Source organism: Chloroflexus sp. MS-G, from assembly GCF_000735195.1.
GTDB lineage: Bacteria > Chloroflexota > Chloroflexia > Chloroflexales > Chloroflexaceae > Chloroflexus.
In genome coordinates this window covers 45,881-71,541 of sequence record NZ_JPIM01000004.1, presented here as the reverse complement: position 1 = coordinate 71,541, position 25,661 = coordinate 45,881, and the positions used below count along the sequence as shown (strand labels likewise).

Annotated in this window: 22 protein-coding genes; 13 read left to right on the top strand and 9 right to left on the bottom strand. The window is 53.8% G+C overall.

The features are described from left to right. Positions 1-141: 141 nt before the first annotated feature. From JE47_RS0101525 to JE47_RS0101515, 3 genes are all read left to right on the top strand, one after another. On the top strand, positions 142-774 hold the full coding sequence (locus tag JE47_RS0101525; protein WP_031458072.1) for a uracil-DNA glycosylase: 633 nt from the start codon (positions 142-144) through the stop codon (positions 772-774). A gap of 35 nt (positions 775-809) precedes the next feature. Next, the gene (locus JE47_RS0101520; protein WP_031458071.1) at positions 810-1,397 is read left to right on the top strand and encodes a hypothetical protein; all 588 of its coding nucleotides are present in this window, start codon (positions 810-812) and stop codon (positions 1,395-1,397) included. 142 nt (positions 1,398-1,539) lie between these two features. Then, a complete protein-coding gene (locus JE47_RS0101515; protein ID WP_031458070.1) occupies positions 1,540-3,213 on the top strand; it encodes a ribonuclease J in 1,674 nt (557 codons plus the stop codon). Between the two features lie 54 nt (positions 3,214-3,267). Here JE47_RS0101515 and dcd read toward each other — a convergent pair whose 3' ends face one another. From dcd to serC, 4 genes are all read right to left on the bottom strand, one after another. Next, complete coding sequence (dcd, locus tag JE47_RS0101510) at positions 3,268-3,828, bottom strand: dCTP deaminase (RefSeq protein WP_031458069.1); 561 nt, start codon at positions 3,826-3,828, stop codon at positions 3,268-3,270. 213 nt (positions 3,829-4,041) lie between these two features. Next, positions 4,042-5,151, bottom strand: a complete 1,110-nt coding sequence (locus JE47_RS0101505) for a glycosyltransferase family 4 protein (protein ID WP_031458068.1) — start codon at positions 5,149-5,151, stop codon at positions 4,042-4,044. A gap of 474 nt (positions 5,152-5,625) precedes the next feature. Beyond that, a complete protein-coding gene (locus tag JE47_RS0101500; protein WP_031458067.1) occupies positions 5,626-6,006 on the bottom strand; it encodes a VOC family protein in 381 nt (126 codons plus the stop codon). Next, positions 5,999-7,078 (bottom strand): 3-phosphoserine/phosphohydroxythreonine transaminase, encoded by a 1,080-nt coding sequence (serC, locus tag JE47_RS0101495; protein ID WP_031458066.1) that lies wholly within the window; start codon positions 7,076-7,078, stop codon positions 5,999-6,001. Before serC ends, JE47_RS0101500 begins: the two co-directional genes overlap by 8 nt. Before the next feature lie 92 nt (positions 7,079-7,170). Here serC and JE47_RS0101490 point away from each other — a divergent pair, with 92 nt between their 5' ends. The 5 genes from JE47_RS0101490 (at position 7,171) to JE47_RS0101470 (ending at position 14,777) form a co-directional block, all read left to right on the top strand. Beyond that, on the top strand, positions 7,171-8,454 hold the full coding sequence (locus tag JE47_RS0101490) for an NAD(P)/FAD-dependent oxidoreductase (protein ID WP_031458065.1): 1,284 nt from the start codon (positions 7,171-7,173) through the stop codon (positions 8,452-8,454). A gap of 472 nt (positions 8,455-8,926) precedes the next feature. Beyond that, complete coding sequence (gene rpsO / locus JE47_RS0101485; RefSeq protein WP_028458446.1) at positions 8,927-9,196, top strand: 30S ribosomal protein S15; 270 nt, start codon at positions 8,927-8,929, stop codon at positions 9,194-9,196. Positions 9,197-9,436: 240 nt separating this feature from the next. Further along, positions 9,437-11,704 (top strand): polyribonucleotide nucleotidyltransferase, encoded by a 2,268-nt coding sequence (gene pnp, locus JE47_RS0101480; protein ID WP_031458064.1) that lies wholly within the window; start codon positions 9,437-9,439, stop codon positions 11,702-11,704. A gap of 87 nt (positions 11,705-11,791) precedes the next feature. Continuing rightward, entirely contained in the window at positions 11,792-12,676 is an 885-nt protein-coding gene (locus tag JE47_RS0101475) for an alpha/beta fold hydrolase (RefSeq protein ID WP_051871042.1), read from the top strand. 403 nt (positions 12,677-13,079) lie between these two features. After that, positions 13,080-14,777 carry a RecQ family ATP-dependent DNA helicase gene (locus tag JE47_RS0101470; protein ID WP_031458062.1) on the top strand — a complete coding sequence of 566 codons (1,698 nt, stop codon included), beginning with the start codon at positions 13,080-13,082 and terminating at the stop codon, positions 14,775-14,777. Between the two features lie 67 nt (positions 14,778-14,844). On the opposite strand, the gene JE47_RS0101465 is transcribed toward JE47_RS0101470, so the two are convergent. Together JE47_RS0101465 and JE47_RS0101460 are read right to left on the bottom strand one after the other, a co-directional pair. Beyond that, the gene (locus JE47_RS0101465; protein ID WP_031458061.1) at positions 14,845-15,372 is read right to left on the bottom strand and encodes a hypothetical protein; all 528 of its coding nucleotides are present in this window, start codon (positions 15,370-15,372) and stop codon (positions 14,845-14,847) included. Continuing rightward, positions 15,369-17,819, bottom strand: a complete 2,451-nt coding sequence (locus JE47_RS0101460) for a hypothetical protein (protein ID WP_031458060.1) — start codon at positions 17,817-17,819, stop codon at positions 15,369-15,371. Before JE47_RS0101460 ends, JE47_RS0101465 begins: the two co-directional genes overlap by 4 nt. Positions 17,820-17,825: 6 nt before the next feature. Here JE47_RS0101460 and JE47_RS0101455 point away from each other — a divergent pair, with 6 nt between their 5' ends. Continuing rightward, the gene (locus tag JE47_RS0101455; protein WP_031458059.1) at positions 17,826-18,017 is read left to right on the top strand and encodes a hypothetical protein; all 192 of its coding nucleotides are present in this window, start codon (positions 17,826-17,828) and stop codon (positions 18,015-18,017) included. Positions 18,018-18,150: 133 nt separating this feature from the next. Here JE47_RS0101455 and JE47_RS0101450 read toward each other — a convergent pair whose 3' ends face one another. Continuing rightward, complete coding sequence (locus tag JE47_RS0101450; protein WP_081909975.1) at positions 18,151-20,133, bottom strand: PAS domain-containing protein; 1,983 nt, start codon at positions 20,131-20,133, stop codon at positions 18,151-18,153. 338 nt (positions 20,134-20,471) lie between these two features. On the opposite strand from JE47_RS0101450, the gene ffh reads away from it, so the two are divergent. The 4 genes from ffh to rimM all read left to right on the top strand — a co-directional run bounded on the left by ffh (position 20,472) and on the right by rimM (position 23,002). Further along, positions 20,472-21,824, top strand: coding sequence for a signal recognition particle protein (gene ffh / locus JE47_RS0101445; protein WP_031458057.1), 1,353 nt, complete (start codon positions 20,472-20,474; stop codon positions 21,822-21,824). Between the two features lie 85 nt (positions 21,825-21,909). Beyond that, positions 21,910-22,179: a 30S ribosomal protein S16 gene (gene rpsP, locus JE47_RS0101440; RefSeq protein ID WP_031458056.1), complete on the top strand. Its 270-nt coding sequence runs from the start codon at positions 21,910-21,912 to the stop codon at positions 22,177-22,179. Between the two features lie 23 nt (positions 22,180-22,202). Continuing rightward, positions 22,203-22,430, top strand: a complete 228-nt coding sequence (locus JE47_RS0101435) for a KH domain-containing protein (RefSeq protein ID WP_031458055.1) — start codon at positions 22,203-22,205, stop codon at positions 22,428-22,430. A gap of 62 nt (positions 22,431-22,492) precedes the next feature. After that, complete coding sequence (gene rimM / locus JE47_RS0101430) at positions 22,493-23,002, top strand: ribosome maturation factor RimM (RefSeq protein ID WP_031458054.1); 510 nt, start codon at positions 22,493-22,495, stop codon at positions 23,000-23,002. Positions 23,003-23,009: 7 nt separating this feature from the next. On the opposite strand, the gene JE47_RS0101425 is transcribed toward rimM, so the two are convergent. Both JE47_RS0101425 and hisIE read right to left on the bottom strand, forming a co-directional pair. Beyond that, complete coding sequence (locus JE47_RS0101425) at positions 23,010-25,007, bottom strand: hybrid sensor histidine kinase/response regulator (RefSeq protein ID WP_031458053.1); 1,998 nt, start codon at positions 25,005-25,007, stop codon at positions 23,010-23,012. Positions 25,008-25,032: 25 nt separating this feature from the next. Then, positions 25,033-25,650 (bottom strand): bifunctional phosphoribosyl-AMP cyclohydrolase/phosphoribosyl-ATP diphosphatase HisIE, encoded by a 618-nt coding sequence (gene hisIE / locus JE47_RS0101420; RefSeq protein WP_031458052.1) that lies wholly within the window; start codon positions 25,648-25,650, stop codon positions 25,033-25,035. Positions 25,651-25,661 lie beyond the last annotated feature (11 nt).

The window sequence follows — 25,661 nt, the reverse complement described above, 5'->3', positions numbered from 1 at the left end:
GGGTACCCCCAGAAGAAATACTCTGTGTCCTCTGTGATCTCCGTGGTGACATATCCACGTCACGGCAATTCCAGGGATTGGCGTGGGGCAATGATATGTTATAATATAAACTGGTAAAGCTAAATATGCGAAGGTAAGCGTGTGACAGCCGAAAATACACTATTTGCAATTGCACAAGAAGTGCAGAGCTGCACCGCATGTAATTTGCATAAAGGACGCACCCGTGCAGTGCCCGGTGAAGGGCCAGCCAATGCACGGATTATGTTGATCGGTGAAGGACCCGGATACCACGAAGACCGGCAGGGTCGGCCGTTTGTTGGTCCCTCCGGCCAATTCCTGAACGATCTGTTGGCGATGGCTGGGTTGCGGCGCGATGAAGTATATATTGCGAACGTTGTGAAGTGTCGTCCGCCGCAGAATCGTGATCCCGAACCAGACGAAATTGCGACATGTACTAAATTATTTTTGATGCGCCAGATTGCGGCCATTGATCCGGCAGTGATTGTGACGCTGGGCCGCTTTTCGATGGGCCTGTTTCTACCTGGTGAGCGGATTTCGCGCATCCACGGTCAACCACGTCTTGTCAACGGCAGACTGATCGTGCCAATGATCCATCCGGCTGCTGCGCTCCACCAGCCCCAAAACCGGCCATTGTTGGAAGCCGATTTTCGTCGTCTGCCTGAGATTCTGGCCGAAGCCGAACGTCTCCATAAGCAGGCTTCGTTCCTCTCTCCCCAGGCCGACGAGCCGCCCGAGCAGCTCCGTCTCTTCTGAGCATTGGCCGCAAGTCGCTTGTGTGCGACGAAGCGATGTCACAGTGTTACCGCCTTTCGCCGATTGGACGGCGAGACAATTTGTTGATGATTATTGTGGCAATGATCCTTTGGGTTTTCGCAGTGTGGAGCATTGCCAGCACACTACGATTGCGTCTGCATCCCGCGGTTTTCTGGTTCGATCTGCAACAGGTATTCACCCAGCCACCCGCGATTGAACAGGCTGTGCCAGCATTGCTGATGCTGGTATTGATCGTTGCTACACCACTGCTGCTCTGGAACTTGATCGCCGAATGGGATGCAACCTTTCGTTTAACCAACGAGGGCCTGGAGTATCAGACGCTGGGATTTCGCTTGTGCTATCACTGGCATAATATTCTCGCTATTCAACCACAACCGGTCGCAGCCGATGAAGCGGTTGTGATTGTGTGTCGGTATGATCCGGTAGATACGTTAAAAAATCCGCTTCACCGCTGGCTTCACCGACAGATGCATGGCCGGCAACGATTGCTGATTGGACCGGGGATAGAACGGCGTGCAGAATTGTTGCAAGCGATTGAACAGGCAATGGTCACCAGCCAATCCTCGGCAACCACAGCAACCACAGGTATACCGTTAGGGTAGCATTCGGATGGGCATGTCAGGGTCATGCAGGCCCTGTCAACATACGGTTATGGCAAGGCGCATATGACATGCGCTCGCTGAATGAAACGAACAAAACAGAAAGGAGTAGGGGGTCGTGTTCAACCGACCCTGGTAGGAACCTATGGCCAAACAACGTCTCCGTGTGATTCCACTCGGTGGCGCCGGAGAAGTCGGCCGGAACATGTGGGTGGTTGAGTATGGCGATGACATCGTCATTCTCGACTGCGGTGTCATGTTTCCCGATGCCGACATGCTCGGCGTTGACCTCGTGTTGCCCGACATCACCTATTTACGCGAGAAGACTGACCACATTCGCGGGATTCTGATCACGCACGGTCACGAAGACCACATCGGCGCAGTACCACATCTGATCGCCGACCTGGGCTTTCCCCCCGTGTACGGCACCAGGTTGACCCTTGGGCTGCTCAGTAACCGATTGCGCGAACATCGTTTACAAGATAAGGTGAAAACCGTCTTAATTACAGAACGTGAACCGTTCCAGGTTGGTTGCTTCACCGTCGAGGCGTTTCATATCGCGCACTCGATCCCCGATACGGTTGGCTTTGCAATCACGACACCGGCCGGTCTGCTTATCTATCTCACCGACTGGAAACTCGATCATACACCGGTTGATGGGCGCCCAACCGATCTGGAAAAGATTGCTGAACTTGGCAACCGAAAGCCTTTGGTCCTCATTACCGACTGTGTGCGCGTTGAGTCGAAAGGCTATACCCCCAGCGAAGCAACGGTCGGTGAAGCTTTTGATAACATCTTTGCCACCGCTCCTGGGCGCATTATTGTGGCAACGTTCGCCTCAAATATCAGTCGGGTGCAACAGGTGATCGACTCGGCGGAAGCGTATGGGCGTAAAGTAATGCTGGCCGGTCGTAGTATGGAAACCAATGCTCGTATTGCGTTCGAGCTAGGGTATCTGCGTGCCGATGAAAGCACGATGATCCGGCCTCATGAAATGGCAGCTTACGCCGATGAAGAGATCGCAATTGTGTGTACCGGTAGTCAGGGTGAGCCAATGTCGGCCCTCAACCGCATGGCCAACCGCGATTACCCGCATGTCAAGATTAAGCCCGGTGATACGGTGGTGTTATCGGCCACGCCGATTCCCGGCAATGAGGTAAGCGTTAATAAGGTCATCAATAACCTCTTCAAGCTCGGTGCTGAGGTGATCTACGGCCCTGAAGCCAGGGTTCACGTTTCCGGACACGCCGCCCAAGAGGAACTCAAACTGATCCTGGCCTTGCTCCGCCCCAGCTTTATTGTGCCGTTCCACGGGGACTACCGCCATCTGATGCTCTACCGCAAACTGGCAATGACGGTGGGTGCAGTCCCCAATAGTGAGCATGTTCTGCTGGCTGAAGGCGGATCGATCATGGAGTTTTCACCCGGCTTTGGCAAGATTACCGGTAAGGCGCCGGTCGGGTATATCTACGTTGATGGCACAACCGTTGGCGATGTTGGTAATGTGGTCGTCCGTGACCGCCAGTTACTGGCGAAAGATGGCATGTTGATCGTGGTGGTGAGCATCGATAGCGCGACCGGTCAACTCGTGGCCGGGCCAGACGTGGTCTCGCGCGGGTTTGTCTATATGCGCCAGAGTCAAGACCTGATTGAGGCGACAAAAGAGACGGTACGTGCTGCATTAACTAACAAAAACGGGGGTAATCCTTCGTTCGATGCGGCCTACATCAACCGCAAGATTCGCGACGTGGTCAGCGAATTCCTCTACCGCGAGACTCGTCGCCGTCCTATGGTGTTACCAATGGTCATGGAAGTATAGCTGTCGTCGCCTGTGCAAGCCGTTGCGGTTTGCCACAACGGCTTGCACACCACGTTATGGATCGATCCGCGGTAAGACAATGCCTGTCTGTCCCTGATACTTCCCCTTCTTGTCGGCATACGAAATCTCGCATAGTTCATCGCTTTCCAGGAACAAGACCTGACCGATACCCTCGTTGGCGTAAATGCGTGCTGGCAGTGGCGTGGTGTTGCTGATCTCAATCGTGACATGCCCTTCCCATTCCGGTTCGAGCGGAGTCACGTTGATGATGATTCCACAACGCGCATACGACGATTTACCGATCACAATGCAACATACGCTCCGAGGGATCCGAAAGTATTCGAGCGATTGCGCCAACGCAAACGAGTTGGGCGGAATATCGACATAATCGGCCTGAATATCGACGAACGAACGCGGGTCAAATCGTTTGGGATCGACTAAAGCATTATAGACGTTGGTGAACACTTTGAAGTGGTTGGTGACCCGCATATCATACCCATACGAGGTCAAGCCATACGAGATGACTCCCCGGCGGACCTGATGATCGACAAACGGCTCAATCATCCCATGTTCCAGAGCCATCCGGCGGATCCAGCGATCAGATTTAACCGACATGGGTAACTCCTATTCTTGTTTCAACCTGCTATATACAATGGCTGCGGGATGCACTATCTACCGTTCACTATCATGATGAACGTGCGTACTACCCCGTTGGCTTCGCTTCCCTTTCCGTTTCTCACGATCCGACGGACGAAACCTGATAGATGTACGAGCAGCGCTGTGCCCCAACCGAATCTTCTTCTGCAACAGGGTATTCTGGATAGACACTTAGCCACTATCATTCACCATCGCCTGATAGACTGCCACATGGCGCCGGGCAATTGCTGCCTGTGTAAACTCAGCCAGGACCCGCTGCCTTCCACGCTGCGCCAACTCGGTACGCAACCTGTCATCATCCATCAATCGCAGCAGAGCGGTACGCAATGCAGCCAGATCACCCTCAGGGAAGACAATCCCAGCATCACCGATCACCTGTGGAATTTCACCACACGTCGAACCAACAACCGGGACACCACAGCTCATTGCTTCGATCAGTACCCGCCCAAACTGCTCTTTCCAGTTCGATTGTGTGCGCGATGGTAACACCAGTACATCAAGCTGGCGCATAACGTCTGGGACGGCGGTGCTGCTCACCGCTGGCTGTATGTCGATCCGCTCCCGAACCCCTATATCAGTTGCCAGTCGCAGCAAACGCGGTTGTTCACTCCCATCACCAACTAGCCGCAAACGGGCCTGCGCCGGTAAATCGGCCAGAACCCTCACCAGATCGGCAACCCCCTTTTCTGGAACCAGACGCCCGACGTAACCGATAGTGAAGGTATCTTGTTGACGAATGGCATCGGACGGAGCGAACAAGTTCGGATCAACCCCAAACTGGGGAATGACACTTAGCGGACCGCGATAGCCGTGCCGCCGCAAAATTGCTGCTGCCTCTTGATTACCGGCAATCGCATGTGATGCGTGACGCAAGTTGTACCGTTCAAACCAAGAGAATGGAGGGGGATAGCGGCGGTCGATGTTTGCCCAATTGTAGAAACAGCAACGTGCACCAATCGCCACACCTGCTCGCATGGCCAGAAACGTAGCCAGATTAAAACTCTCTTCATCAATGTGAAACACCTGTGGACGTAACCGATTGAGCAGCGGACGTAGCCCCAGATAAAAGTGAATATGATGATGTCCATTCCAGACAATTGGCAGCGTCAGTAGGGTGTAACCGCTCGTGAAACGACGCTCAAGCGGTATCAATCCAACCCGTGGTTCACGCCAGCCGGTTGGCGCCAGCACGGTTAATTCTACGCCGAGCCGTGCAATCTCCTCCAACTTGCGCTGGTAGGCACCGGCAACCACGGCCTTTGAAAGCATCACAACACGCATACAATGCCTATGCTACGATGGTTATGTCGAAAGCGACTGCCAGACACAACCGGCAATCGTGCAGGCGCATTATAACCTGAGTATTGTATGTGTTTGTTCCGGTGCCTGAAAAAAGCGGGTTGGGAACCCGCCGCTCGTGAATCAAGTCGTTACTCATTCCGCCATCCCCCCGCTTGCGGGGAGATTGCGAGGGGAAGGGAGGACACCAGCAACGTGGACAGGATGATACTCGGTTTACACAAACAGGATTAGTATTAGAGGAAAGGCACAGTTCCTGAATGCCCAGCACCGTGACTTCTAGCAGCGCATTGGCAGAAACTCAATCAGACGGGGGTCCACTCGCTTACGTCAGGACACCAGCCAGAGCCTCGCAATCCCAGGTCACAGTGGTATGCGCTCTGATCAACCCGCTTGCAGTCTGCTAGAATGACAGCGATGAGCGATCTAGAGAGCAATGAACGTGTCACGTTCCCCCTAGGTGGTATCAAACGGATGCAAAAATCGTTGTACCTCCAGCCGATAACCGTCAGGATCGCGGGCAAAGAAATGATAAATCCGGTAACGTGGATTCTCGCGGGGCGGGCCATCAGTGGCTATCCCAACAGTAATCAGCCGCTGATAGATTGTATCAACATCCGCGCTGACAATCGTCAAGATCAAACGATCATCAGCAATCGGTGGCGCCAATTGTTGACATAACCCAAGATACCCACCCCGTGCCACTCGATAGATATGAATCCCGCCCTGATCAAGCACGAGCGGCAAACCGAGCGCAGTCCCATAACAGACTGCACTCGCCTGCAAGTTGGTTACCGGCACAAAGGTGATCGCCGCTGCGTAGGGAAACTCATCCATACCGTCGTGCAAACTCGCGCATAAAGTCGGCTAATACCCTGGCCGATTCAAGCGATACCGCATTGTAGAGCGATGCTCGTATCCCGCCAACCGAACGATGACCGGCCAGACCAACCATCCCGGCTTTCTGAGCTTCGGCCAGAAATTGCTTTTCCAACTCAGGGGTAGCAAGGCGGAAGGTTACATTCATCAGCGAACGCGCCGCTGGTACTGCATGGCCTCTGTAGAAACCATCACTATCATCAATCGCAGCATAGACGAGTGCAGCTTTCTGCGCATTGCGTTCGGCCATTGCCGATAGACCACCCTGATCCTTTATCCACTCCAACACCAGATTGACCATGTAGACAGCAAAAACCGGTGGTGTATTATAGAGCGAGTTGTTTTTAGCAAAGGTTGCATAGCGCATAATCACCGGCAAATCTTTGCGCCCTCGCTCGATCATGTCCTGGCGAATAACCACAACCGTCACCCCAGCCGGTCCTAGATTCTTTTGCGCACCGGCGTACATCAGTGCAAATCGGTTAGCGGTAAAGGGGCGCGAGAGAAAATCACTGCTCATATCGGCAATGAGCGGCACTGCACCAAAATCGGGAAGTTCCGCCGGCCATTGCACACCCTGAATCGTCTCATTTGTGGTCAGGTGCAGGTAAGCGACCTGCGAATCAGGCTCTGAGACGTCAGTCGGTAGACTGCGGTATCCATCAGACGATGTACTGGCCAGCAGATGAACCGTACCCAACCGTTGCGCCTCTTCGTAAGCTTTTTCGCCCCATGTACCGGTGATAATGTAAGCAGCAGTTGCACCTGCGGCGAGAAAGTTGAGCGGGATGAGCGCAAATTGCATCGACGCGCCACCCTGCATAAAGAGCACTCGATACTCGTCACCCAGGCCTAACAACGCTTTTAAATTAGCTTCGGCAGTAGCGTTAACCGCTTCGTACTCCTTACTCCGATGGCTTATCTCGAGGATCGACATGCCACAGCCGCGATAATCGGGCAATTCTGCCTGGACACGCGCAATTACTTCGGGCGGTAAGGCCGCCGGGCCGGGATTGAAGTTGTGGATCATTGGTTCCCCCTTTTCCCTTGCGAGCAGGCTTGCTGTGAAACATAGTATACTCGATATGGTAACGTCTTTCGCTAGCTAGAAGGAAGGAGTTCATGCAGATACTTGTCATCGGTGGTGGAGTAGCCGGCCTGGTATGCGCACGAACACTGCATCGCAAGGGATATGAGGTCACGTTGATCGAAGCCGACGATGGTCTAGGTGGGCGAGTACGCTCGGATCGGGTTGAGGGCTTCACCCTCGACCGCGGGTTTCAGGTACTTTTCACCGCGTACCCTGCGGCACAACGACAACTCGATTTCACTGCCCTTGATCTACGCGCCTTCGATCCAGGAGCTATTGTAGCCTGGCAAGGCCGACACTACATGCTCACCGATCCACTTCGTGACCGCGAGCCAGGTGCACTCCTTGCAGCAGTACTGGCGCCGGTTGTCCCCTTCAGTGATAAGCTACGCACCTTGCAAGTATCGCTGCGCATGCGGCGCCAGACGATAGATGAACTACTGGCCGGTCCTGACCGCACCACCAGTGATGAATTGCGGGCACTCGGCTTCAGTGATCAGATGATTGATCGCTTTTTCCGTCCTTTCTTTGGTGGCATTTTCCTTGACCGCTCGTTACAAACCAGTGCCAAGTGCTTCCGCTTCAATTTCAAGATGATGAGTGATGGTGCAACGGTTGTCCCAAATCGTGGGATGGGCGCCATCGCCGAGCAATTAGGCAGCGAGCTACTGACAGCCGGGAGAGTGCGTCTTAGGACACGGGCCGTTGCGCTGCTGCACAATGCCGACACGGTGATCGGTGTCCGTCTGGACGATGGGAGTGAACGATTAGCCGATGCGGTAGTACTAGCGACACCTGCTCCTGAGACGGCCCGTCTGAGCCAACTGCCGGTGCCGACCGGTCAGCTCGGTTCATCGTGCGTCTGGTTGGCTACTCGTACCCCACTGTATCGAGGTAAAAAACTCCTCCTGAACGCTGACCAAAATGCCTTTGTCAACACACTTGCCCCCTTAAGCGCAGTTGCCCCAGGATATGCGCCAGAAGGCTGGCACCTGTATGCAGCGGCGATTCTCGGGGTTCCCCAAAGTGATGACAGTACCGTCATTGCCCGCACAATGGTGGACCTGAACCGCATGTTCGTCAACGACCGCGCAGCAACGACGGCGCTGGCAAATGCTCGCATACTACGTGTCGATCGCATTCCGTTCGCTCAATTCCCTCAACCTCCCGGTTTGCATCAGACACTGCCCGCTAACCGCACAACCCGACGTGGTCTCTACCTAGCCGGTGAATTGACCGAAGCGAGTAGCATCAACGCTGCGATGCTCAGTGGCGAACGTTGCGCCGAAGCAATACAAAGCGATTTTCCCAGGTAAACACGAGCATGCATTTCAGAGCGTGCCTAGATATTCCTGGCTCCAGGCTGTGCTGTACTGCTAAGGGGAAGGTAAGAGGGCCAATCGCGTCGGTGGCACGAACTTTGGACTGCTAAAGTATGGATTCACCAGTCCACAATGGGAATGAGCAAGACACGCCGACGATTCCTGGCACTACGTCGGAAGGGGCGGGTTTGGAGGCCGCCCCGATGGCATGCCTTTAAAGCGGGCGTTGACCGCACCGATTCCACTGCAAGACGTGGGTCCCAGACAAGCGACACGGCTCAGCGAGCGTCATGAGGGTGTGAAAGACGTTCGTTGGCACACATGACCAAAAACTTGAAAACATTGACCTCCTACTAGCACGACATAATTTGGCAAAACGTCACGAACTATGTTATAATATAGCAGCCAATATAAGGAACGCCGGGCTGCGCCGGCCCGTGCGCGATTACGCGAGGAGGAATTGCTCGTGGCGCTCGAAAAAGAAGAAAAATCACAGATTATTAACGACTATCAGATTCACGAATCTGACACCGGTTCGCCCGAAGTTCAAGTGGCATTATTGACCGAGCGTATCAACCAGTTGATCGAACATCTGCGTGTTCATACTCACGATCACCACTCACGTCGCGGTCTACTCAAACTTGTCGGGCGTCGGCGGCGGCTGCTGAACTACTTGCAGTCTAAGGATCGCGAACGCTATCGTAATGTCATCAATCGGCTCGGTCTGCGCCGTTAGTATGATAAGGGTATTCGTCCGTGTGAAATAAGCAACAAAGAGCGCCAGCGGCCTCCGCCGCTAGGCGCTTTTTGCATATTGTCAGGCGCGGCAGTTCGGGATTGGCGTATGTGCATGACTTGTATGCCCATACGCCAGTACCGAACACCGCGCCCCGGTCGCAAGCGGCGATCGGATCCGTTTCAAGAGGGCGCAAGGGGCGCCCCAATCAGGTGCGAAACAGAGGAGTGGTAAAAACGTATGACAGAACGTAATATCTATACGGTGAGCACAGAGATAGCTGGCCGTACCTTAACCTTGGAAGCCGGACGTTTTGCCGAGCAGGCCGATGGCGCGGTTGTGGCTCGCTACGGTGATACGATGCTGTTGGCGACCGTAGTGTGCGCCAAAGAAGTCCGTGAAGGAACCGATTTCTTCCCGCTGACTGTTGATTACGAAGAGAAGATGTATGCGGTGGGCAAGATACCCGGTAACTTCTTTAAGCGCGAAGGACGCCCCACAACAACCGCCATTCTCACTGCCCGGCTTACCGACCGACCGCTACGCCCCCTCTTTCCCAAGGGTTTTTACAACGAAGTACAGGTGATCGTTACCACGTTCTCTATCGATATGGAGAACGACCCTGGCCCGCTGTCAATTATCGCAGCATCAGCCGCGCTGTGCATCAGTGATATTCCCTTTGCCGGTCCGGTTGGTGCGGTACAGATGGGGCATCTTAACGGTCAGTTGGTGGTAAATCCGAAGATGAATGAGATCTCCAACAGCCGTCTCGATCTGGTAGTCGCCGGTACCAAGGACGCTGTGTTGATGGTTGAGGCTGGTGCTTACGAGTTAACCGAAGACGAGATGCTGCAAGCCGTTATCGAAGGCCATGCCGTCTGTAAGCAGATCTGCGACTTGCAAGAGCAACTCGTGCAGCTCTGTGGAAAACCAAAGCGTCCATTTACCCCACCGGTGGTCGATACCTCGCTGGAAGAGGCAATCAGTGCATGGATGGGTGATCGCCTGCGCAAAGCGGTGCGTAGTCCTGTTAAGCAAGAGCGTGAAGCCCAAACCGAAGCCCTGAAGGCAGAGGTGATTGCCCACTTCACTGCGGATGAACCGGAAGAAGAAATCCCTAACCGCACCAAAGAGGTAACAAAAGCTTTTGAAAAGCTGCTCAAGGACGAGGTACGTAATGCGATTCTCGATGAGGGGATTCGGGTAGATGGTCGTCGGATTGATGAGATCCGTCCTATTAGCATCGAGGTAGGCCTCATTCCACGAGTGCATGGTTCGGCGCTCTTTACCCGTGGTCAAACCCAAGTTCTGACGATTACAACTCTCGGTTCACCCGGTGAAGAGCAAAAGATGGACGATCTTGGGATCGAGACGGCCAAACGCTATATCCATCACTACAACTTCCCGCCGTTTAGTACCGGTGAAGTACGCCGGGTAAGCACGCCACGTCGTCGTGATATTGGCCATGGCGCTCTCGCAGAGCGTTCGTTGTACGCCGTGTTGCCCGATGAGAAGGATTTTCCGTATACGATCCGCCTGGTTTCTGAAGTACTCTCTTCTAATGGCTCCTCATCGATGGCCTCGGTGTGTGGTTCGTCGCTCAGTTTGATGGACGCTGGTGTTCCAATCAAGGCACCTGTCGCTGGTGTAGCAATGGGCTTGATCACCGATGAGAGCGGGCGCTGGCAAGTGTTAACGGATATTCAGGGTATTGAAGATGCCCTCGGCGATATGGACTTTAAAGTAGCCGGTACCGCTAAGGGTATTACTGGGCTGCAAATGGATATCAAGACGACCGGAATCACCTACGAGATTATGCGGCAAGCGTTTGCACAGGCGCGTGCCGGACGCCTATTTATTCTCGATAAAATGAATGCGGTGATTAGCACGCCACGGCCAGAGTTGTCGATCTATGCACCACGGATTATGACCATTCAGATACCGGTTGACAAGATTGGCGCCCTGATTGGGCCTGGCGGCAAGACGATTCGCAATATCTGTGATACAACCGGCGCCCAAATCGATATCGAAGATGACGGCCGCGTCTTTATTACCGCACCCGATGGCACCGCCGCCAAACAAGCTATCAGTATGATTGAGGGATTGACCCGCGAAGCCAAAGTGGGTGATATTTTTCTCGGTAAGGTGGTGAGTATTAAGCCCTTTGGTGCGTTTGTTAACATCTTGCCCGGCAAAGATGGCATGGTTCACGTTTCAGAACTCGATGACAAGCGGGTCGAGAATGTGGAAGATGTGGTTTCACTCGGTGATGAGATCAATGTGATGGTCATCGATATTGATCGCGCCACCGGGAAGATCAGCCTCAGCCGACGTGCCGTTCTGACCGGTGAGACACCTGAAGAACGCAAGGCTGCTGGCGCTGCACCACGTCCTCGTCCACGCGAGGAACAACGTGGTGGCCGTGAAGAACCGCGCAGTTTGCGCGAAGAGTTACGTGGACCGCGTCGTGAAGCTGACCGACCTCGACCACGCCGCCGCGATGATTAGGGTGGCATTCGGACGTTGCGCGTGCCGTGCGCCGATATTACCGCGCACGGCCCCTTCATATAACGCGGTTGCCCTTCAACGTATCTTATGACAACACAAACCGCTCTTACACCATATTGTGAGCTCGGGGGTTCCGGCCCCCGTCTCATCCATATCGCGCCTGCTAATGGCTTTCCGCCAGAAGCGTATGTCCCTCTCGCCGCCGGCCTTGCGTCGTTTGGGCGCATCCTTGGGTACCGGCCACGTCCGCTGCGTGTCGATGGGGATTCGCAGCCGGGAGGGACATGGCGCGATTTGGCTGCTGACCTGATCGCCGACTTACAGACCGTAACCAGCGAACCTGTCATCGGTATTGGTCATTCGCTAGGGGGTATTCTCACCTTATATGCAGCCGTGGCACGCCCTGATCTTTTTCAAGGGATTGTGCTGATCGATCCGGTACTCTTCCGGCGACGCTTGCAGGTGCTGATATGGCTTCTCCGTCAGAGTGGCCAGGGATACCGCTTCCCGCTGGCCCAGGGTGCATTACGACGCCGCGATCATTTCGCCAGCGTCGATGAAGCTCGACAACGCTGGCGTGGACGTGGTGTGTTCGCCGATTTTACTCCAGAGGCGCTCGAAGGATACCTGAGCGGTGGGCTGCGGCCGCATCCGCATGGTCAGGGTTATACCCTGGCATGGCCGAAACGCTGGGAATCGCATATCTTTGCCTCTTCACCAATCGACGCCTGGCGTGATCTGCGCCGTCTCACGCTGCCGCTGTTGATTGTGCGCGGCACACGCTCTGATCTGATAACTGACTCGGTCTGGCAACGACTCCATCGGGTTGTTCCCAAGGCCACCTTTGCCGAGATCGAAGCCGGTCATATGCTGCCGATGGAACGCCCCGATGATGTCGCCGGAATTATTGCCCGCTGGTTAACACAAATCATTCTGCCAGGCAGCAACGATCATCGGGTACGTATCGCTTGATGCTTATCAGAATGTTCAGCGATTTCAGTTTTGCATATCTTGACAGCATCTTACCGGCGCACAACTGCCACGTGCGATGAACATTATTTGATTTAAGAGTCCACTGCAAAAACTCACCATGGAGCACACAGAGCACGCAGAGCGTCTAAGATTTATGAATAATTAAGGATAATTTTTGGCTATTGGGTACATGTAAGAACACAACCCTATGTTTAATGAAAGATAAAATTATCTTTAGTCTCTGTGATCTCCGTGGTCTCTGTGGTGAAAAGAAAGCGTATCTTTTTTGTCTCTCAAACGGTTTTATATATAGCATGTTCGTTTCGATATGCTACATTCACTGCCCAGAACGCTATGCGAACTCTCTAAGGTAAAACAAACTTTCGGCAACGAAACATGTCTTATGTCAAATCAACAACACCATCACCAACCATTGTTGCCACCTGAAGCCACCACCATATTGCGGGATGTTTTCGGCTTCAGCAAATTCCGTTCTTACCAGCAACAGATCATCGCACGTGTCCTGCATGGCAAGTCCACGCTAGCTATCTTACCGACCGGTGCCGGGAAATCTCTGACATACCAACTACCGGCGCAATTACTACCGCAAGCTACGGTTGTCATCAGCCCACTGATTGCATTGATGAAGGATCAGCTTGACCGACTACCGCCAGCTCTGCAACAACGTGCGACTGTCATCAATTCAACGTTGAGCGGACACGAAATGCGTGAACGCTTGCGGGCCATCGCAGCCGGTACTTACAAACTGGTCTACATCGCCCCAGAACGATTACGACAGCGTTCTTTTCTGTACGCGCTGCGTCGCTGCGGAGTAGCACGGCTTGTCATCGATGAAGCGCACTGTATCAGTTTGTGGGGTCAGCACTTTCGGCCCGACTATCTGTTCATCAGGCGGGCAATTACCGAATTGGGAACACCACCGGTTCTAGCAGTCACGGCTACTGCGGCGACCGATACGATCAACGCCATTAAAACCATGCTGGGGCCACTCGATGTTATCCAGGCCCCTATCTTCCGGCCTAACCTCTTCTTTCAAGTAGTGCGGATACGATCAGGCATGTCGAGAGTGCGCAGTGTGATTGAACTTTGCCAGCAGATCAATGGCCCGATCATCATTTACGCCCGTGCCCGTCAGCGATGCGAGGAGCTGGCCTGTGAATTGCGCCTGGCCGGAATCGCTGCTGACCACTACCACGCCCTCCATCCTGATCGAGAAGCCGTACAGGAACGATTCATGAATGGCAAGACGCGGGTGTTAGTGGCAACAGTCGCTTTCGGGATGGGTGTTGATAAAGCCGATATTCGTGCGGTTATTCACTACAATTTGCCGCCTTCGCTGGAAGCCTATTATCAAGAGGCAGGCCGCGCCGGACGTGATGGATGGCCGGCACGTTGTATTCTTTTTTTCAGCGAGAGTGATGCCAATACCCTCCGCCAATGGTTGCAGTCTACCTTGATTACACGCCCAAAGCTACGCGAACTGTATCGGCATATTCGGAAGATGATCGAGTACCCGGTAGGAGTGATCGATCTCAATGCCTTGCAGGATCAATTGGGTAGCGACGGTGAAACACTGGTTCGAGTAGGGATCAGTGTACTCGAACAGGTCGGTGTTTTACGCCGTCATTTCGATCTGCCACTCTCGGCTATCGTCGAGCGTCGCACTGCTAATCTTCATACACCAGACTGGTTAAGACAGTTTCCGCAGGAAGCAGTTGAAATTGATCTGGTGATGCTTGCCCGTCAATACAACCTTCCGGTGCCACAGATCGAAGCCGTGCTGCTCGAAGCCCAGGCCAGTGGTCAACTGTTGTATCGTCCTGGCTTACGATTGCCACTCATCGAATGTTTACCTGTGCCACCTGATGTCGGTGATCGAATTGATCACTGGCTAGCAACGGCGCAACAGTGGCAAGAGCGACGAATTGAAGCAGCAGTCAATTATGCCCGCCAGGCGCGGTGCCGTCATCAGCTTCTGGCAGCCTACTTTGGGCAGCAACTCACGGCATGTCGTACTTCGTGTGATGTCTGTGCTCCGTCACACGCCCTCAGTGTCGGGATACGGAAACGGCACGGTTGATGCAGAAAGGAAGCTCTAGAGCGTGTTGATGCGACCATACGCCGTTCATCTCAAGATGGACATGCTCTCAGCCAGCCTCGGTTAAATACCAGCGACCATCGACCCGAATAACCGGTAGTCCATTTGCTTCGCGACCGATCAGACGCAGCAGGGCACCGCTGCGTTCAAAAACGACATTCCCTGCGGCATCACGCCAGCGTACTGTCATCACCCCATTGACTACTTCAACCAGTGCCGTCATTTCATCGATCCGATTCGCACGGGTACGGTCGTAAGTGATAACCACTTCAGCCTTACTCCCACGTACTGGTTGGAGGTTGTTACGAGCGAAGCTGTCGAACATTTCGCGCATGACCAGACGCTGATCGGCACGTTCGCTGGGCGCAAAATAGCTTGCCAGACGGTTAGCCCACACCTGTCGGGCCGTTGGCTCGCTAAGCGCCGGATCAGCCAGAGCTGTGTTGAAATCCTCGAGAAAGCTCTCTACTACTGCTTCAGGCGTGACTCCGCCTAAACCAATATCTTCATCCAGGCTGACCGTACTACAGCCACTGATCAGCAATAGCAGGCAGCAGCAAAGGAAAAACTGTTTCATCGCAGAGCTTCTTCACGAAAACTACGCGGTGGTGGCGGCAACTCAGCGCGCATGATGTCACCACCACTGGCAATGTAGAGGATCGGACGAGCACTACTGGTATCAATGCTCAATGCCATCAATTGGCTCAGATTCAGATCGTTCCCGACTCGTATTCGTAACTGCTGGATCAGCTCGCCAGTACGTTTGTCGATCTGCAAGATCCGCTCGTTTACTGGTTCAAGCATAAATATGTATCCCGCATCGGGTGGACCGGTGATCACAAAGCGAGTCACTTCGACAATTGGTGGTGAGACATTGCGTGGCGTGATCTGACCTACCTGTTGACCGAAACTAAAGACCAACACCGTACCGTTTTTCTGGAGCAGATAGATACTGCCATCAACGGCCATATCAATCGCCGAGAGCACGGCTGCATCGCGCGTAACACTGGGGTTAAGCCAGAACTCAGGTGTGTCGCCATAGCGCCCCGACGAGAATTTCAATACTTCGCCCGGCTGGACACCCCAAACGTAAAGATTACCGGCATACTCCTCAACATCGAGACGTTCGGGGTTGATCCATATCTCAGAACCACCCAACTTCGAGTAGTTCCACGTGTCATTCTGGCGAAAGTAGTAACCGAAGCCGTTTGACGCTTGATCGATTGCGACCACCTGATCGATTCGCCAGAGTGCGGCACGCAACGAACCCACTACAGCGGCACCTACGATTTGTCCTGGTTCGAGATACGGTTCTGGCGCTCCACCATCTCGTGGAATCCGATAGAGACGAGCAGCATTGGGGGCACTATCTAACGCATACAGGTAACGCAGGGCGGTCAGACGTGCCGTATCCGTAACACTACTTGTTGCAGGTGGAACAATAACGCTGCTAAAAACACCGTTGGGGAGCGGATGGGTTGCCAGTAACACAGGTTCGAGGAACGAGATGCGATCAACAGCAGCTAATAACCGTTCGTATTCACGCTCGAGTTCGCTAAAGCGTAACCATAACCCTGGATTCGTTGTCGTGATCTCAGGGCTAGTGCGGGCCGTTTCGATAGCCTGTTGCGCAATGATCAATGCTTCACGGGCGGCGGTTTCATCAGGCGCTGTACGGACTGCCGCTACTCGTTCTTCAGCGGCTACCAGATATTCAGTAGCCAGTTGCAGGTTATTCTGCTGCGAGAGGTTGATCCCGTACAAAATAGCAATCCCCACCACTAAGATGGTAACTACTATCAGTGACCACGGAAATGGCGGAGCAGTGCGGCGATAGGTGAGACCCCGACCACGGGGCACATAACTGCTCACGGTGAGGGCTTTCCGCCGCAATACTCGCTCGCGTCGCCACTCGCGGATCAGATCGCTTACCACCAAGAGAGGCCAGCTCAGTCGTTCAAGCAACGTCAGGGTTTCTGGTGGTCGGAGCGGGCGGCGCAGACCGTATGGACGAGCATCGGTAAACGTATCACCCAGATCAATCGGCGGTGCTGATGGTGGATTTTCGCCTAACATACTCGATGGCGGCAGCGGCATCTGCTGCTGGGCTACTCGTTCGGCCAGCGACTCACCGAGATCAATCGGTGCTGGTCGGGGGGACGGGTTTGATGAATACGTCGGTTGTGATGGTAAGGTAAAAAGTGGATCAGGCTTTGTTTCAGGGGATGCAACAGACTGCACCGGTTTATGGTTCGGTCGCTGAAAAAACTGATGTCTATGCTCTGCCTGGGGTAGAGATGCTGCACGTGATGCTGCCGCATGAACGGTGAAGGCCAGTAATTCGATCTCCGCGAGCTGATCGATGCGCGACTGCACCGCATCCAGAATGGCTGCAACATCAGTCTGGGCAAGGAGCGCCGCCATCGTCGGTGAATCAAATCGCGTGATCAAATCACTATTACTGAGGAGAACCGTATCACCGGGCTGTAATACCGCTCGAAAGAACTCGGGTTCAACGAACAGACTGGCGCCGAGCGCGCCGCTTAATGCAAGCTGTGCGGCATTGACTTGCCCTGGCTCCCAGGATGGATGGGGAGGAATAGCCCGAAGCTTGTTACAGCACCGTAAGAAGACCTGTGCCGGTTGCACCTGAGCGATAAAGAGATCGCCATCAAGTCGTGCAATTGCAGTCACCCCAACAGTCATGCGGTGAGCAGGCGCACACCGCATATTGTCTTGATACAGCGCCTTATTAGCGGCAACTATCGCCAGTCGCAGTGCGGATGCAACACTGGTTGCATCACTCTCATAAAAGACCTGGCGGATACGTTGGGTAACGACCCGACAGGCATGCTCGGCACGCTCAGCCGGACCAATCGGTTCACACAACACAAAAAGTTGCCCACGGGCAGCGGCTGCCAACTGCTGAGGGGCAGGTGTCACGACCAGTGTGCGAGCACTTTCCGCTAAAGTTGTCCCGGCCACCACGACACGGTGGTCAATTTGAAGCTCAAGTGGTTGCATACCACAATGATTATACCAGATGAAGCCATTGTGGTAGCACCGGCAACGTCAGATCGGTCGGGGCGCAGCGTCGCTGCGCTCGCTCGTCAGGGGTCACTCGTGGAGGCAAAGCATCGTCTGGCTTCGCTATGCAACACCATCGAGATCAGGCTGTACATCCATCGTGTTCCAGCCATCGCCTGGGTTGATGCGTTATGACGTGACGACGAATGTCTGGATAGACTCTCACACTGTAGAAAACCGTTACCGACAACGGGTAAGAGGTTACACCCCGGCTCTGTGTGTTGTGCATCGTCGCTCGCTCATCGGCATACCGGCTTCGCCATCCACCTCATCGCGGCCTGCTTTGTCGATTATTTCCCACCACATGAGGAGCAGTACCCCGACGTTTCAAAGCGTAATCGATGCCCTCTTGCAATGTTGCGCGCGTCGTCATATCACGCAACTCAGCACCAATATGCACCAGGGTCTGGGCAATCTCTGGGCTAATTCCGGTCAGCACAACTTGAGCACCGAGCATACGTGCCGCCTGTGCAGCCCGTACCAGTGCACCGGCCACCTGGGTATCAACCACTTTCACGCCGGTAATATCAATAATGGCGACCTGCGCACGATATTCGGCTACCCCATTCAGGAGCGTCTCCATGATTTGCTGGGCGCGCATCGTATCAATCGCCCCGATCAGCGGCATTGCTATCACACCATCGGCAATCGGCATCAGTGGTGTACTGAGTTCGCGCAATGTTGCCTGCTGGGCTGCAATGATCTGTTCTTGCATCTCGGTGCGCTCACGTTCAATGCGGCGCTGTTCGGTCACATTGCGCGACAGAATCAGAATGTCGCGATCACTGAATACCATGCGCGCTTCATACTCTAGTGTCTGATCGCCAATGATAAGCTGGTAATCGAATTGTTGCATTTCATTGGTGCGCTTGAGCTGATCCATATGGTGTAGCACCTGCGCGGCTAGTGGTGGCGGCAGCACTTCGTCAACTCGCTTGCCTAAAAATGCTTCTGGCGGCATAAGCAACTCACCGCTATAGTCGGCTTTGTAGTCGAGAAATACGCCGTCTGGCCTGAGCAAAAACATTAAGTCGGGAATTGCGTCGAGCAATGCGCGCTTACGCCGTTCGCTCAAGCGGAGATTCTCTTCAGCTTGCAACTGCTCGGTGATGTCACGATTAATCGAAGCGTAGCCGGTCAGATTGCCATGCTCATCGCGTAACGCCAGTGCTGAGGCCTGAATCGTAATCAGGGCACCATCACTGCGCACATAACGAACCGTTTCCCGTGGCGTCAGGCCCTGCATCACCTGTTGTGCTATCTGTTCGAGTATCGGAAGATCAGCCGGGTAGACAATTTCGGCAACTGCCTTGCCTACCAGTGAAGGATACTGGAGCATCTTCGCCAAAGCCGGATTGTTATAGGTTATAACCAGATGGGGATCAGCTATCGCAATCCCGTCAGGGGCGTTTTCCACGAGCAATTTGAAGGTGCGCAGCTCTTCGGCTTGCAGCTTAATATCGGTAACATCTTCATACATGCCAAGAACACCGATTACCTCACCATCGCGCTGCAACGGCAGTTTGCTGGTGCGCAACCAGATCGTTGTGCCATCACTGCGCGTCAGCGGCTCCTCAATATTAAGTTTGGGGCCATTGCACATAACCTCTTGATCATCGGCCCGATACGCATCGGCCTGATCGCGCCACGGCATTTCAAAGTCGGTTTTGCCAACGATCTCTGCTTCAGAGCTGAGACCGGCATCACGAAGCAGTTGCTGATTACAACCAAGAAAACGCCCGTCACGATCTTTCCAGAATACTGCCTGTGGCAAACTATCAATGATCAGGCGTAACATTGATCGACTTTCGGCTAATTCGTGGCGCAGGCGTTGGATGTGACTGATGTCATGCGCAATCGATGTCGCACCGGCAAACTGGCGTTGATTATCATAACGAATCGCGATTGTCCAAAGTATAGGAAAGATAGCACCCGAACGGTGTACCACCCGATTCTCAACCGTGACCGTCCGCTCACCCCGTTGTACCCATTCGCCCAGCGCCCGTTGTGCTCGCTCGCGATCGTCTGGATGCAAAAACTCTAGCGAAGAGCGACCGATACAGTCTTGAGGAGGATAGCCAAAGAATCGTTCCGCTGCCGGGTTGACATAGGTAAAGATACCATTGCTGTCAACCTCGGTGACCAGTTGATCGGTATCTTCAACAATCTGTTGAAAGCGTGTTAATTCGGCTACCTGTGACTGCAAACGTTCACATTCTGCCTGCAATATCGCTACCTGAGAATCCTGCATAGTGTTACCTCAGAACAACTTCGTTGGGAATGATTGATTTGCGGGCCTGGCAATGGAAGCGACGTGGCTGCATGTGGTACCGCTCATTATACCGAGAAAACACAGAGACTTCAATGGTTTAGAAAACATCATTACTTTGCAATTGCGCTACATACGTACACCATCGTCACATCCATCCTGGGTAGAGCGAAAAGAACGCAGCCAAAGTGACACCAACGAACATCACGCACCCGCTGCTCATTTCTGCCGAGTACGTGCATTGACGTGTGCCTGCTTCACTCGTACAATGGAACCAGCAATAGCATTGGGTAATACACTCGTAGAAATGAGTTTGACCTATGTTTGAGAGTCTCTCCGACCGACTACAGGCCGTTTTTCAAAAACTCGGTAGTAAAGGAATTTTGACCGAAGATGATGTGCGCGAGGCGATGAAGCAGGTACGCCTTGCGCTGTTAGAAGCTGACGTCAATTTGCGCGTCGTTAAAGATTTTGTGACAAAAGTCACCGAAAAGGCGATTGGTGAAGAGGTCACCAAGAGCCTCACCCCCCACCAGCAGGTTATTAAGATTGTTCATCAAGAACTGATTAATCTATTGGGAACCGAGCACGTGCCATTACAAGAGGCCCGTCCCGGCCCAACCGTGATCATGCTGGTCGGTTTGCAAGGCACCGGTAAAACAACGCTGGCCGCCAAATTAGCGCTCCATCTACGTAAGAAGGGGAAGCGGGTATTACTGGTTGCGGCTGACGTATATCGCCCGGCAGCAATTACCCAGTTGCAGGCATTGGGTCGGCAACTGAATATTCCGGTCTACAGCGAAGGAACGCAGGCCAGTCCTCCAGATATTGCCGAACACGCGGTCGAACATGCCCGCAAAGAGCTATTTAATGTGGTAATCATCGACACTGCTGGTCGGCTCCAGATCGACGAACCGCTCATGCAAGAGCTGGAACAGATTGAGAGCCGTGTGCATCCGATTGAACGCTTGCTGGTCGTTGACGCAATGACCGGTCAAGAGGCGGTGCGCGTGGCCGAAACCTTCAATCAGCGGGTGAAGCTGACCGGCGTAGTGATGACGAAGATGGACGGCGACGCACGGGGTGGTGCGGCCTTGTCGGTACGGGCCGTTACCGGCGTACCGATCAAGTTCCTCTCTACTGGTGAGAAGGTCGATGGTAACACGCTCGAAGTCTTTCACCCTGACCGGCTGGCTTCACGTATTCTGGGCATGGGTGACGTGCTCTCCCTTATTGAGCGTGCTGAACAGCTCTACGATGCCGAACAGGCAAAGAAGATGCAGAAGCGCTTGAGCAAGGGTGAATTCGATTTTGAAGATTTCCTGACCTCGCTCCATCAAATGCGCAAGCTCGGCCCACTACAGCAGATTATTGCGATGATTCCCGGCCTGAATCAACTGGCCCGTAATGAGGAGCTACTCGATGAACGACACATCAAGCGGGTTGAAGCGATTATCTATTCGATGACGCCTGAAGAACGTCGGCGACCGGAAATCATTAAGGGTAGTCGCCGCGAGCGGATTGCCCGCGGCAGTGGCACCTCGGTGCAAGAGGTGAGTCAGTTGGTGAAACAGTTTCAGCAGATGCAGCGGATGATGAAGCAACTTGCCGGTAAAGGTGGTAAAGGCCGAGGCGGGATCGATCCAAATGAACTGCTACGGCGATTACGCTGATCTGTTGCAACAAAAACGCAAATCTGTGTTATACTCTAGGGCTAGTGTGTTATTATTGGTCTGAGTATGAGGAACAAAACGACCTATGGTTAAAATTCGTCTGCGCCGCACCGGCAAGACTAAGCAGCCAAGCTATCGTATTGTGGTTGCCGATTCGCGCTCACCGCGTGATGGTAAATTTATCGAGACCATCGGCTACTATCTTCCAACCCGCCAGCCCAAAGTGCTGGAAATCAAGCCCGACCGTGCTCGTTACTGGCTCAGCGTTGGCGCCCAACCAACTGAGGTTGTCGTCAGGCTGCTAAAGCAGGTAAACATTCTCGACGAGCAGGGTAAGGTCGTAGCCGAGGCGTAATCACTATTACCGGAGGGGCCTCTATGAAAGCGCTCCTTGAATACATCGCCCGCAATCTGGTTGATACGCCTGAAGCTGTGCGCATCAAAGAGCGAAGTGGGCGTTTTACTGTTACGTACCATCTTTCCGTTGCACCTTCCGAAACCGGTAAGGTGATTGGGCGCAATGGCCGGGTCGCCAAGGCGATCCGTGATCTGATGGGTGTAGCCGCCGCCCGCCAAAAGAAGCGGGTCCATGTTGACATCGAATAGGTGTAAAGAGGGTGGTAGCGGTCGGTCATTCTGACTGACCGCTTACTTTGCTGTTGGCTACTATGGATGATCTCTTGTATATCGGTGCTCTGGGTGCTCCGTTCGGTGTGCGTGGTCAGATCAAGCTCCATTCTATTTCGAGCCATCCCGAGCATCTGATCCGCCACCTGCGCACCGTTTTCATCGGTCCGAAACGGATTCCACATCAGGTTACACGCCTCTTCATGCACAAACCGGGCCTGATCATTATCCAACTACAAAGTATTACCGATCGCGATGCTGCTGCCGAACTTCGCGGCGCCGAGGTTTATATCGCTGCCAGCGATGCTGCTCCGCTTGCTGACGATGAGTTTTTCTATCACGATGTGATCGGCATGCAGGCTATTACCGAGAGCGGAGAGGGTATTGGTGAGGTGTGCGATATTCTCGAAACAGGTGCTGGCGAGATTGCGGTGATTAAGCGACGCGGACGTGCCGACGCACTTGTCCCAATGGTGCGCGATTTTATTATAGCCATCGATCTGCTTGAACGGCGATTGGTGATTCGCCCAATTGCTGGTCTGTTAGATTAGCAATCGTTCAGCGGGCAACTGGAAGGATCACACGGAACGTTGTTCCCTGATCGGGTTGCGACCGTACCAGCAACTCACCGCCGTGAAAATCTATAATGCTGTAGCAGAGCGGCAGCCCTAAACCGAGACTGTCGAACCGCGTCGAATAGAACGGTTCAAAAATCTTGGGTAATTCCGCTTCAGCAATACCTACCCCAGTGTCACTGATCTCCAGCACAACCGCCTGATCAGATAACTGCCGCGATCCGCCACCAGCCCGCCAGAACAATGCCCGATCTGGTTCGCCATCAGGGGGTCGAGGATAGGTGCGAATATGGAGCGTCCCTCCGTTCGGCATCGCCTCAATCGCGTTCTGAACTAGCGTCTGACAGACCTGCTTGAGATGGCCGATCACTGCGGTGACCCATGGTAAGGTTGAGGTCAGTTCACCGATATACCGAATCCCACGAGCATTCATCTGCGGTCGATAGGCGATAATTACATCATTGATCACCTGATTAAGATCAACCGGACGCCGCCCGTCTAGGTTTGGACGCGAGATGTCGAGAATTCGTTGCACGCGATGAATCAATCCGTCGAGTTCAGCCGCAGCTTTTGTGAGGTAGAGTTCTCGTCGCTCGGGTGGTAAATCGGGGTTTTGCAACAGGCGTATCGTACTGGAAAACGCCTGAAGAGGATTATTAATTTCGTGGGCCATCGCCGCCGAAAGACGACCAATAGCCGCCAGTTTTTCCACTTGGGCAAGCTCGCGCGCTAGCCGTTGTCGTTCGCTGATGTCGCGGGCAATAACCAAAAAGAGGTGTTGTTCGCCTTCAGGTACGACGCTCACACTTACGGCTACCGCAGTCTCGTGACCATCAGCAGTACAAAGCGTTGTCTCAATCTCGTGCTGTTCACTTCGACCATTGACCGCAGTTGCTAACAGGCCAGGCAGGGTAGGGAGTAATCGGTGCGGGTGAAGCTGTAAGAGGGTTTCGTGCGGATAACCTGACAAACGAGCCAGAGCCAGATTGGCATCAAGGACATGAGTACCGGTGACATCAAGCAAGAGCACCGCATCGTTCGCGTGGCGTAGTAAAGCGCGATAGCGTGCCTCCGAGCGCGAGACCTCAGCGTAGAGGCGAGCATTCTCGATCGCAACCGCTGCCTGCCGCGCCAACAGTTGTAGCAATTCTTGATCGGCAATCGTGAAAGCAGTATCCGGTGCCGCCTTGGCTGCATTGAGGACCCCTAAGACGCGCTCACCAGCCATAATCGGTACCGATAAAGCAGTGGTCAATTCAGGGGCCAACAGGTAATGGCGTAGTTCGGCAAACCATGGTGATGAAGTCAATCGTTGATCAATCAACAAAGACTGACGATGACGCACAACCCAACCCGATATACTGCTGGCAACCGGGATTAGCGCACCGATACCAACGGTATCAGGTAAGCCGGTACATGCTACGATCCGTAGCGACTGCTCATCAGGTTCCAGCAACAGAAGCGACGCCCGTTCGGCACGAACTTCGCTCCGCACCGTTTCAATGATTAAGGCGTAGAGACGCGACTGATCAAGCTCGGTTAACAAGTGCTGACTGATCTGCAACAGCGGCCGGAGGGTTGCCAATCGGTCACGGGTACGAACTTCCTGCCGTTTACTGACCAATTCGTGCGCAATACTGGTCAGTTCTTGGGCGTGGAACGGTTTGATCAACAAACCGCGCGCCCCAAGACGCATGGCCTGGACAATTTGCTCAACCGAAGCGATACCACTGACTATTAAGATAGGGACGCTAATATCGCGTAACCGGATCAATTCAAGGAGTTGGATACCATCGACGCCCGGCATTGCCAGATCGACGATGACCAGATCAAAGATGGTCTGTTCGAGGGCCTCAAGAGCTATCGTTGCATTGGCGGCAGTCACCACAACAAACCCGGCACGTGCCAGGGTCTGTCGGCATAGATCACGCAAGAGCGGATCATCATCTACAACCAACACTCGACCAGCCCAATGATGCATACAGTTATCCCGCAATCATCTGCGATTACGAGGCCTGATAACGACGGGTCAGCTCGGCCCAAACCGCTTCGGTGGTTAACCCCTGTTGTTCAAGTAGGACCAGGCTATGGTAAATCAGGTCGGCCAATTCGTAGGCTATCTCTGCCGGATTTCCATTTTTCGCGGCGATGATCAACTCGGCTGCTTCCTCACCGATCTTCTTACCTATACGGTCAATACCGCCGTGGAGCAGTCTGGCAGTGTACGAGGTAGCAGGATCGGTATCGCGACGGTCGTGAATGCGGTCAGCCAGGCGGGCCAGAATTGCCACGGCTGGCAGCGGGCCATTCACTTCGCTCTCGCTCAGATCACGGAAGAAACAACTTGGCCGGCCCGTATGACATGTTGGCCCAGCCGGTTCCGCCAGGATAAGAAGAGCATCGCCATCACAATCTTGCAGGATTTCGACAACGCGCAACGTGTGGCCGCTAGTTTCACCCTTCTGCCATAGCCGCTGACGTGAACGACTATAGAACGTCACAAAGCCACTTGTGCGAGTCGCAGTCAGTGCCTCTTCATTCATGTATCCCAGCATCAACACTTCACCACTGCGAGCATGCTGTACGATAACAGGTAGTAACGAAGGTTCAGCAATATCAACCATGGGCTTACTCT

What these genes read in the sequence shown, in the direction of transcription:
- JE47_RS0101520 (WP_031458071.1), top strand. Translation starts at nt 810, where the DNA reads ATGTCACAGTGTTACCGCCTTTCGCCGATTGGACGGCGAGACAATTTG.
- JE47_RS0101515 (WP_031458070.1), top strand. Translation starts at nt 1,540, where the DNA reads ATGGCCAAACAACGTCTCCGTGTGATTCCACTCGGTGGCGCCGGAGAA.
- dcd (WP_031458069.1), bottom strand. Translation starts at nt 3,828, where the DNA reads ATGTCGGTTAAATCTGATCGCTGGATCCGCCGGATGGCTCTGGAACAT.
- JE47_RS0101505 (WP_031458068.1), bottom strand. Translation starts at nt 5,151, where the DNA reads ATGCGTGTTGTGATGCTTTCAAAGGCCGTGGTTGCCGGTGCCTACCAG.
- JE47_RS0101500 (WP_031458067.1), bottom strand. Translation starts at nt 6,006, where the DNA reads ATGGATGAGTTTCCCTACGCAGCGGCGATCACCTTTGTGCCGGTAACC.
- serC (WP_031458066.1), bottom strand. Translation starts at nt 7,078, where the DNA reads ATGATCCACAACTTCAATCCCGGCCCGGCGGCCTTACCGCCCGAAGTA.
- JE47_RS0101490 (WP_031458065.1), top strand. Translation starts at nt 7,171, where the DNA reads ATGCAGATACTTGTCATCGGTGGTGGAGTAGCCGGCCTGGTATGCGCA.
- pnp (WP_031458064.1), top strand. Translation starts at nt 9,437, where the DNA reads ATGACAGAACGTAATATCTATACGGTGAGCACAGAGATAGCTGGCCGT.
- JE47_RS0101475 (WP_051871042.1), top strand. Translation starts at nt 11,792, where the DNA reads ATGACAACACAAACCGCTCTTACACCATATTGTGAGCTCGGGGGTTCC.
- JE47_RS0101470 (WP_031458062.1), top strand. Translation starts at nt 13,080, where the DNA reads ATGTCAAATCAACAACACCATCACCAACCATTGTTGCCACCTGAAGCC.
- JE47_RS0101465 (WP_031458061.1), bottom strand. Translation starts at nt 15,372, where the DNA reads ATGAAACAGTTTTTCCTTTGCTGCTGCCTGCTATTGCTGATCAGTGGC.
- JE47_RS0101460 (WP_031458060.1), bottom strand. Translation starts at nt 17,819, where the DNA reads ATGCAACCACTTGAGCTTCAAATTGACCACCGTGTCGTGGTGGCCGGG.
- JE47_RS0101455 (WP_031458059.1), top strand. Translation starts at nt 17,826, where the DNA reads ATGATTATACCAGATGAAGCCATTGTGGTAGCACCGGCAACGTCAGAT.
- JE47_RS0101450 (WP_081909975.1), bottom strand. Translation starts at nt 20,133, where the DNA reads ATGCAGGATTCTCAGGTAGCGATATTGCAGGCAGAATGTGAACGTTTG.
- ffh (WP_031458057.1), top strand. Translation starts at nt 20,472, where the DNA reads ATGTTTGAGAGTCTCTCCGACCGACTACAGGCCGTTTTTCAAAAACTC.
- rpsP (WP_031458056.1), top strand. Translation starts at nt 21,910, where the DNA reads ATGGTTAAAATTCGTCTGCGCCGCACCGGCAAGACTAAGCAGCCAAGC.
- JE47_RS0101435 (WP_031458055.1), top strand. Translation starts at nt 22,203, where the DNA reads ATGAAAGCGCTCCTTGAATACATCGCCCGCAATCTGGTTGATACGCCT.
- rimM (WP_031458054.1), top strand. Translation starts at nt 22,493, where the DNA reads ATGGATGATCTCTTGTATATCGGTGCTCTGGGTGCTCCGTTCGGTGTG.
- JE47_RS0101425 (WP_031458053.1), bottom strand. Translation starts at nt 25,007, where the DNA reads ATGCATCATTGGGCTGGTCGAGTGTTGGTTGTAGATGATGATCCGCTC.
- hisIE (WP_031458052.1), bottom strand. Translation starts at nt 25,650, where the DNA reads ATGGTTGATATTGCTGAACCTTCGTTACTACCTGTTATCGTACAGCAT.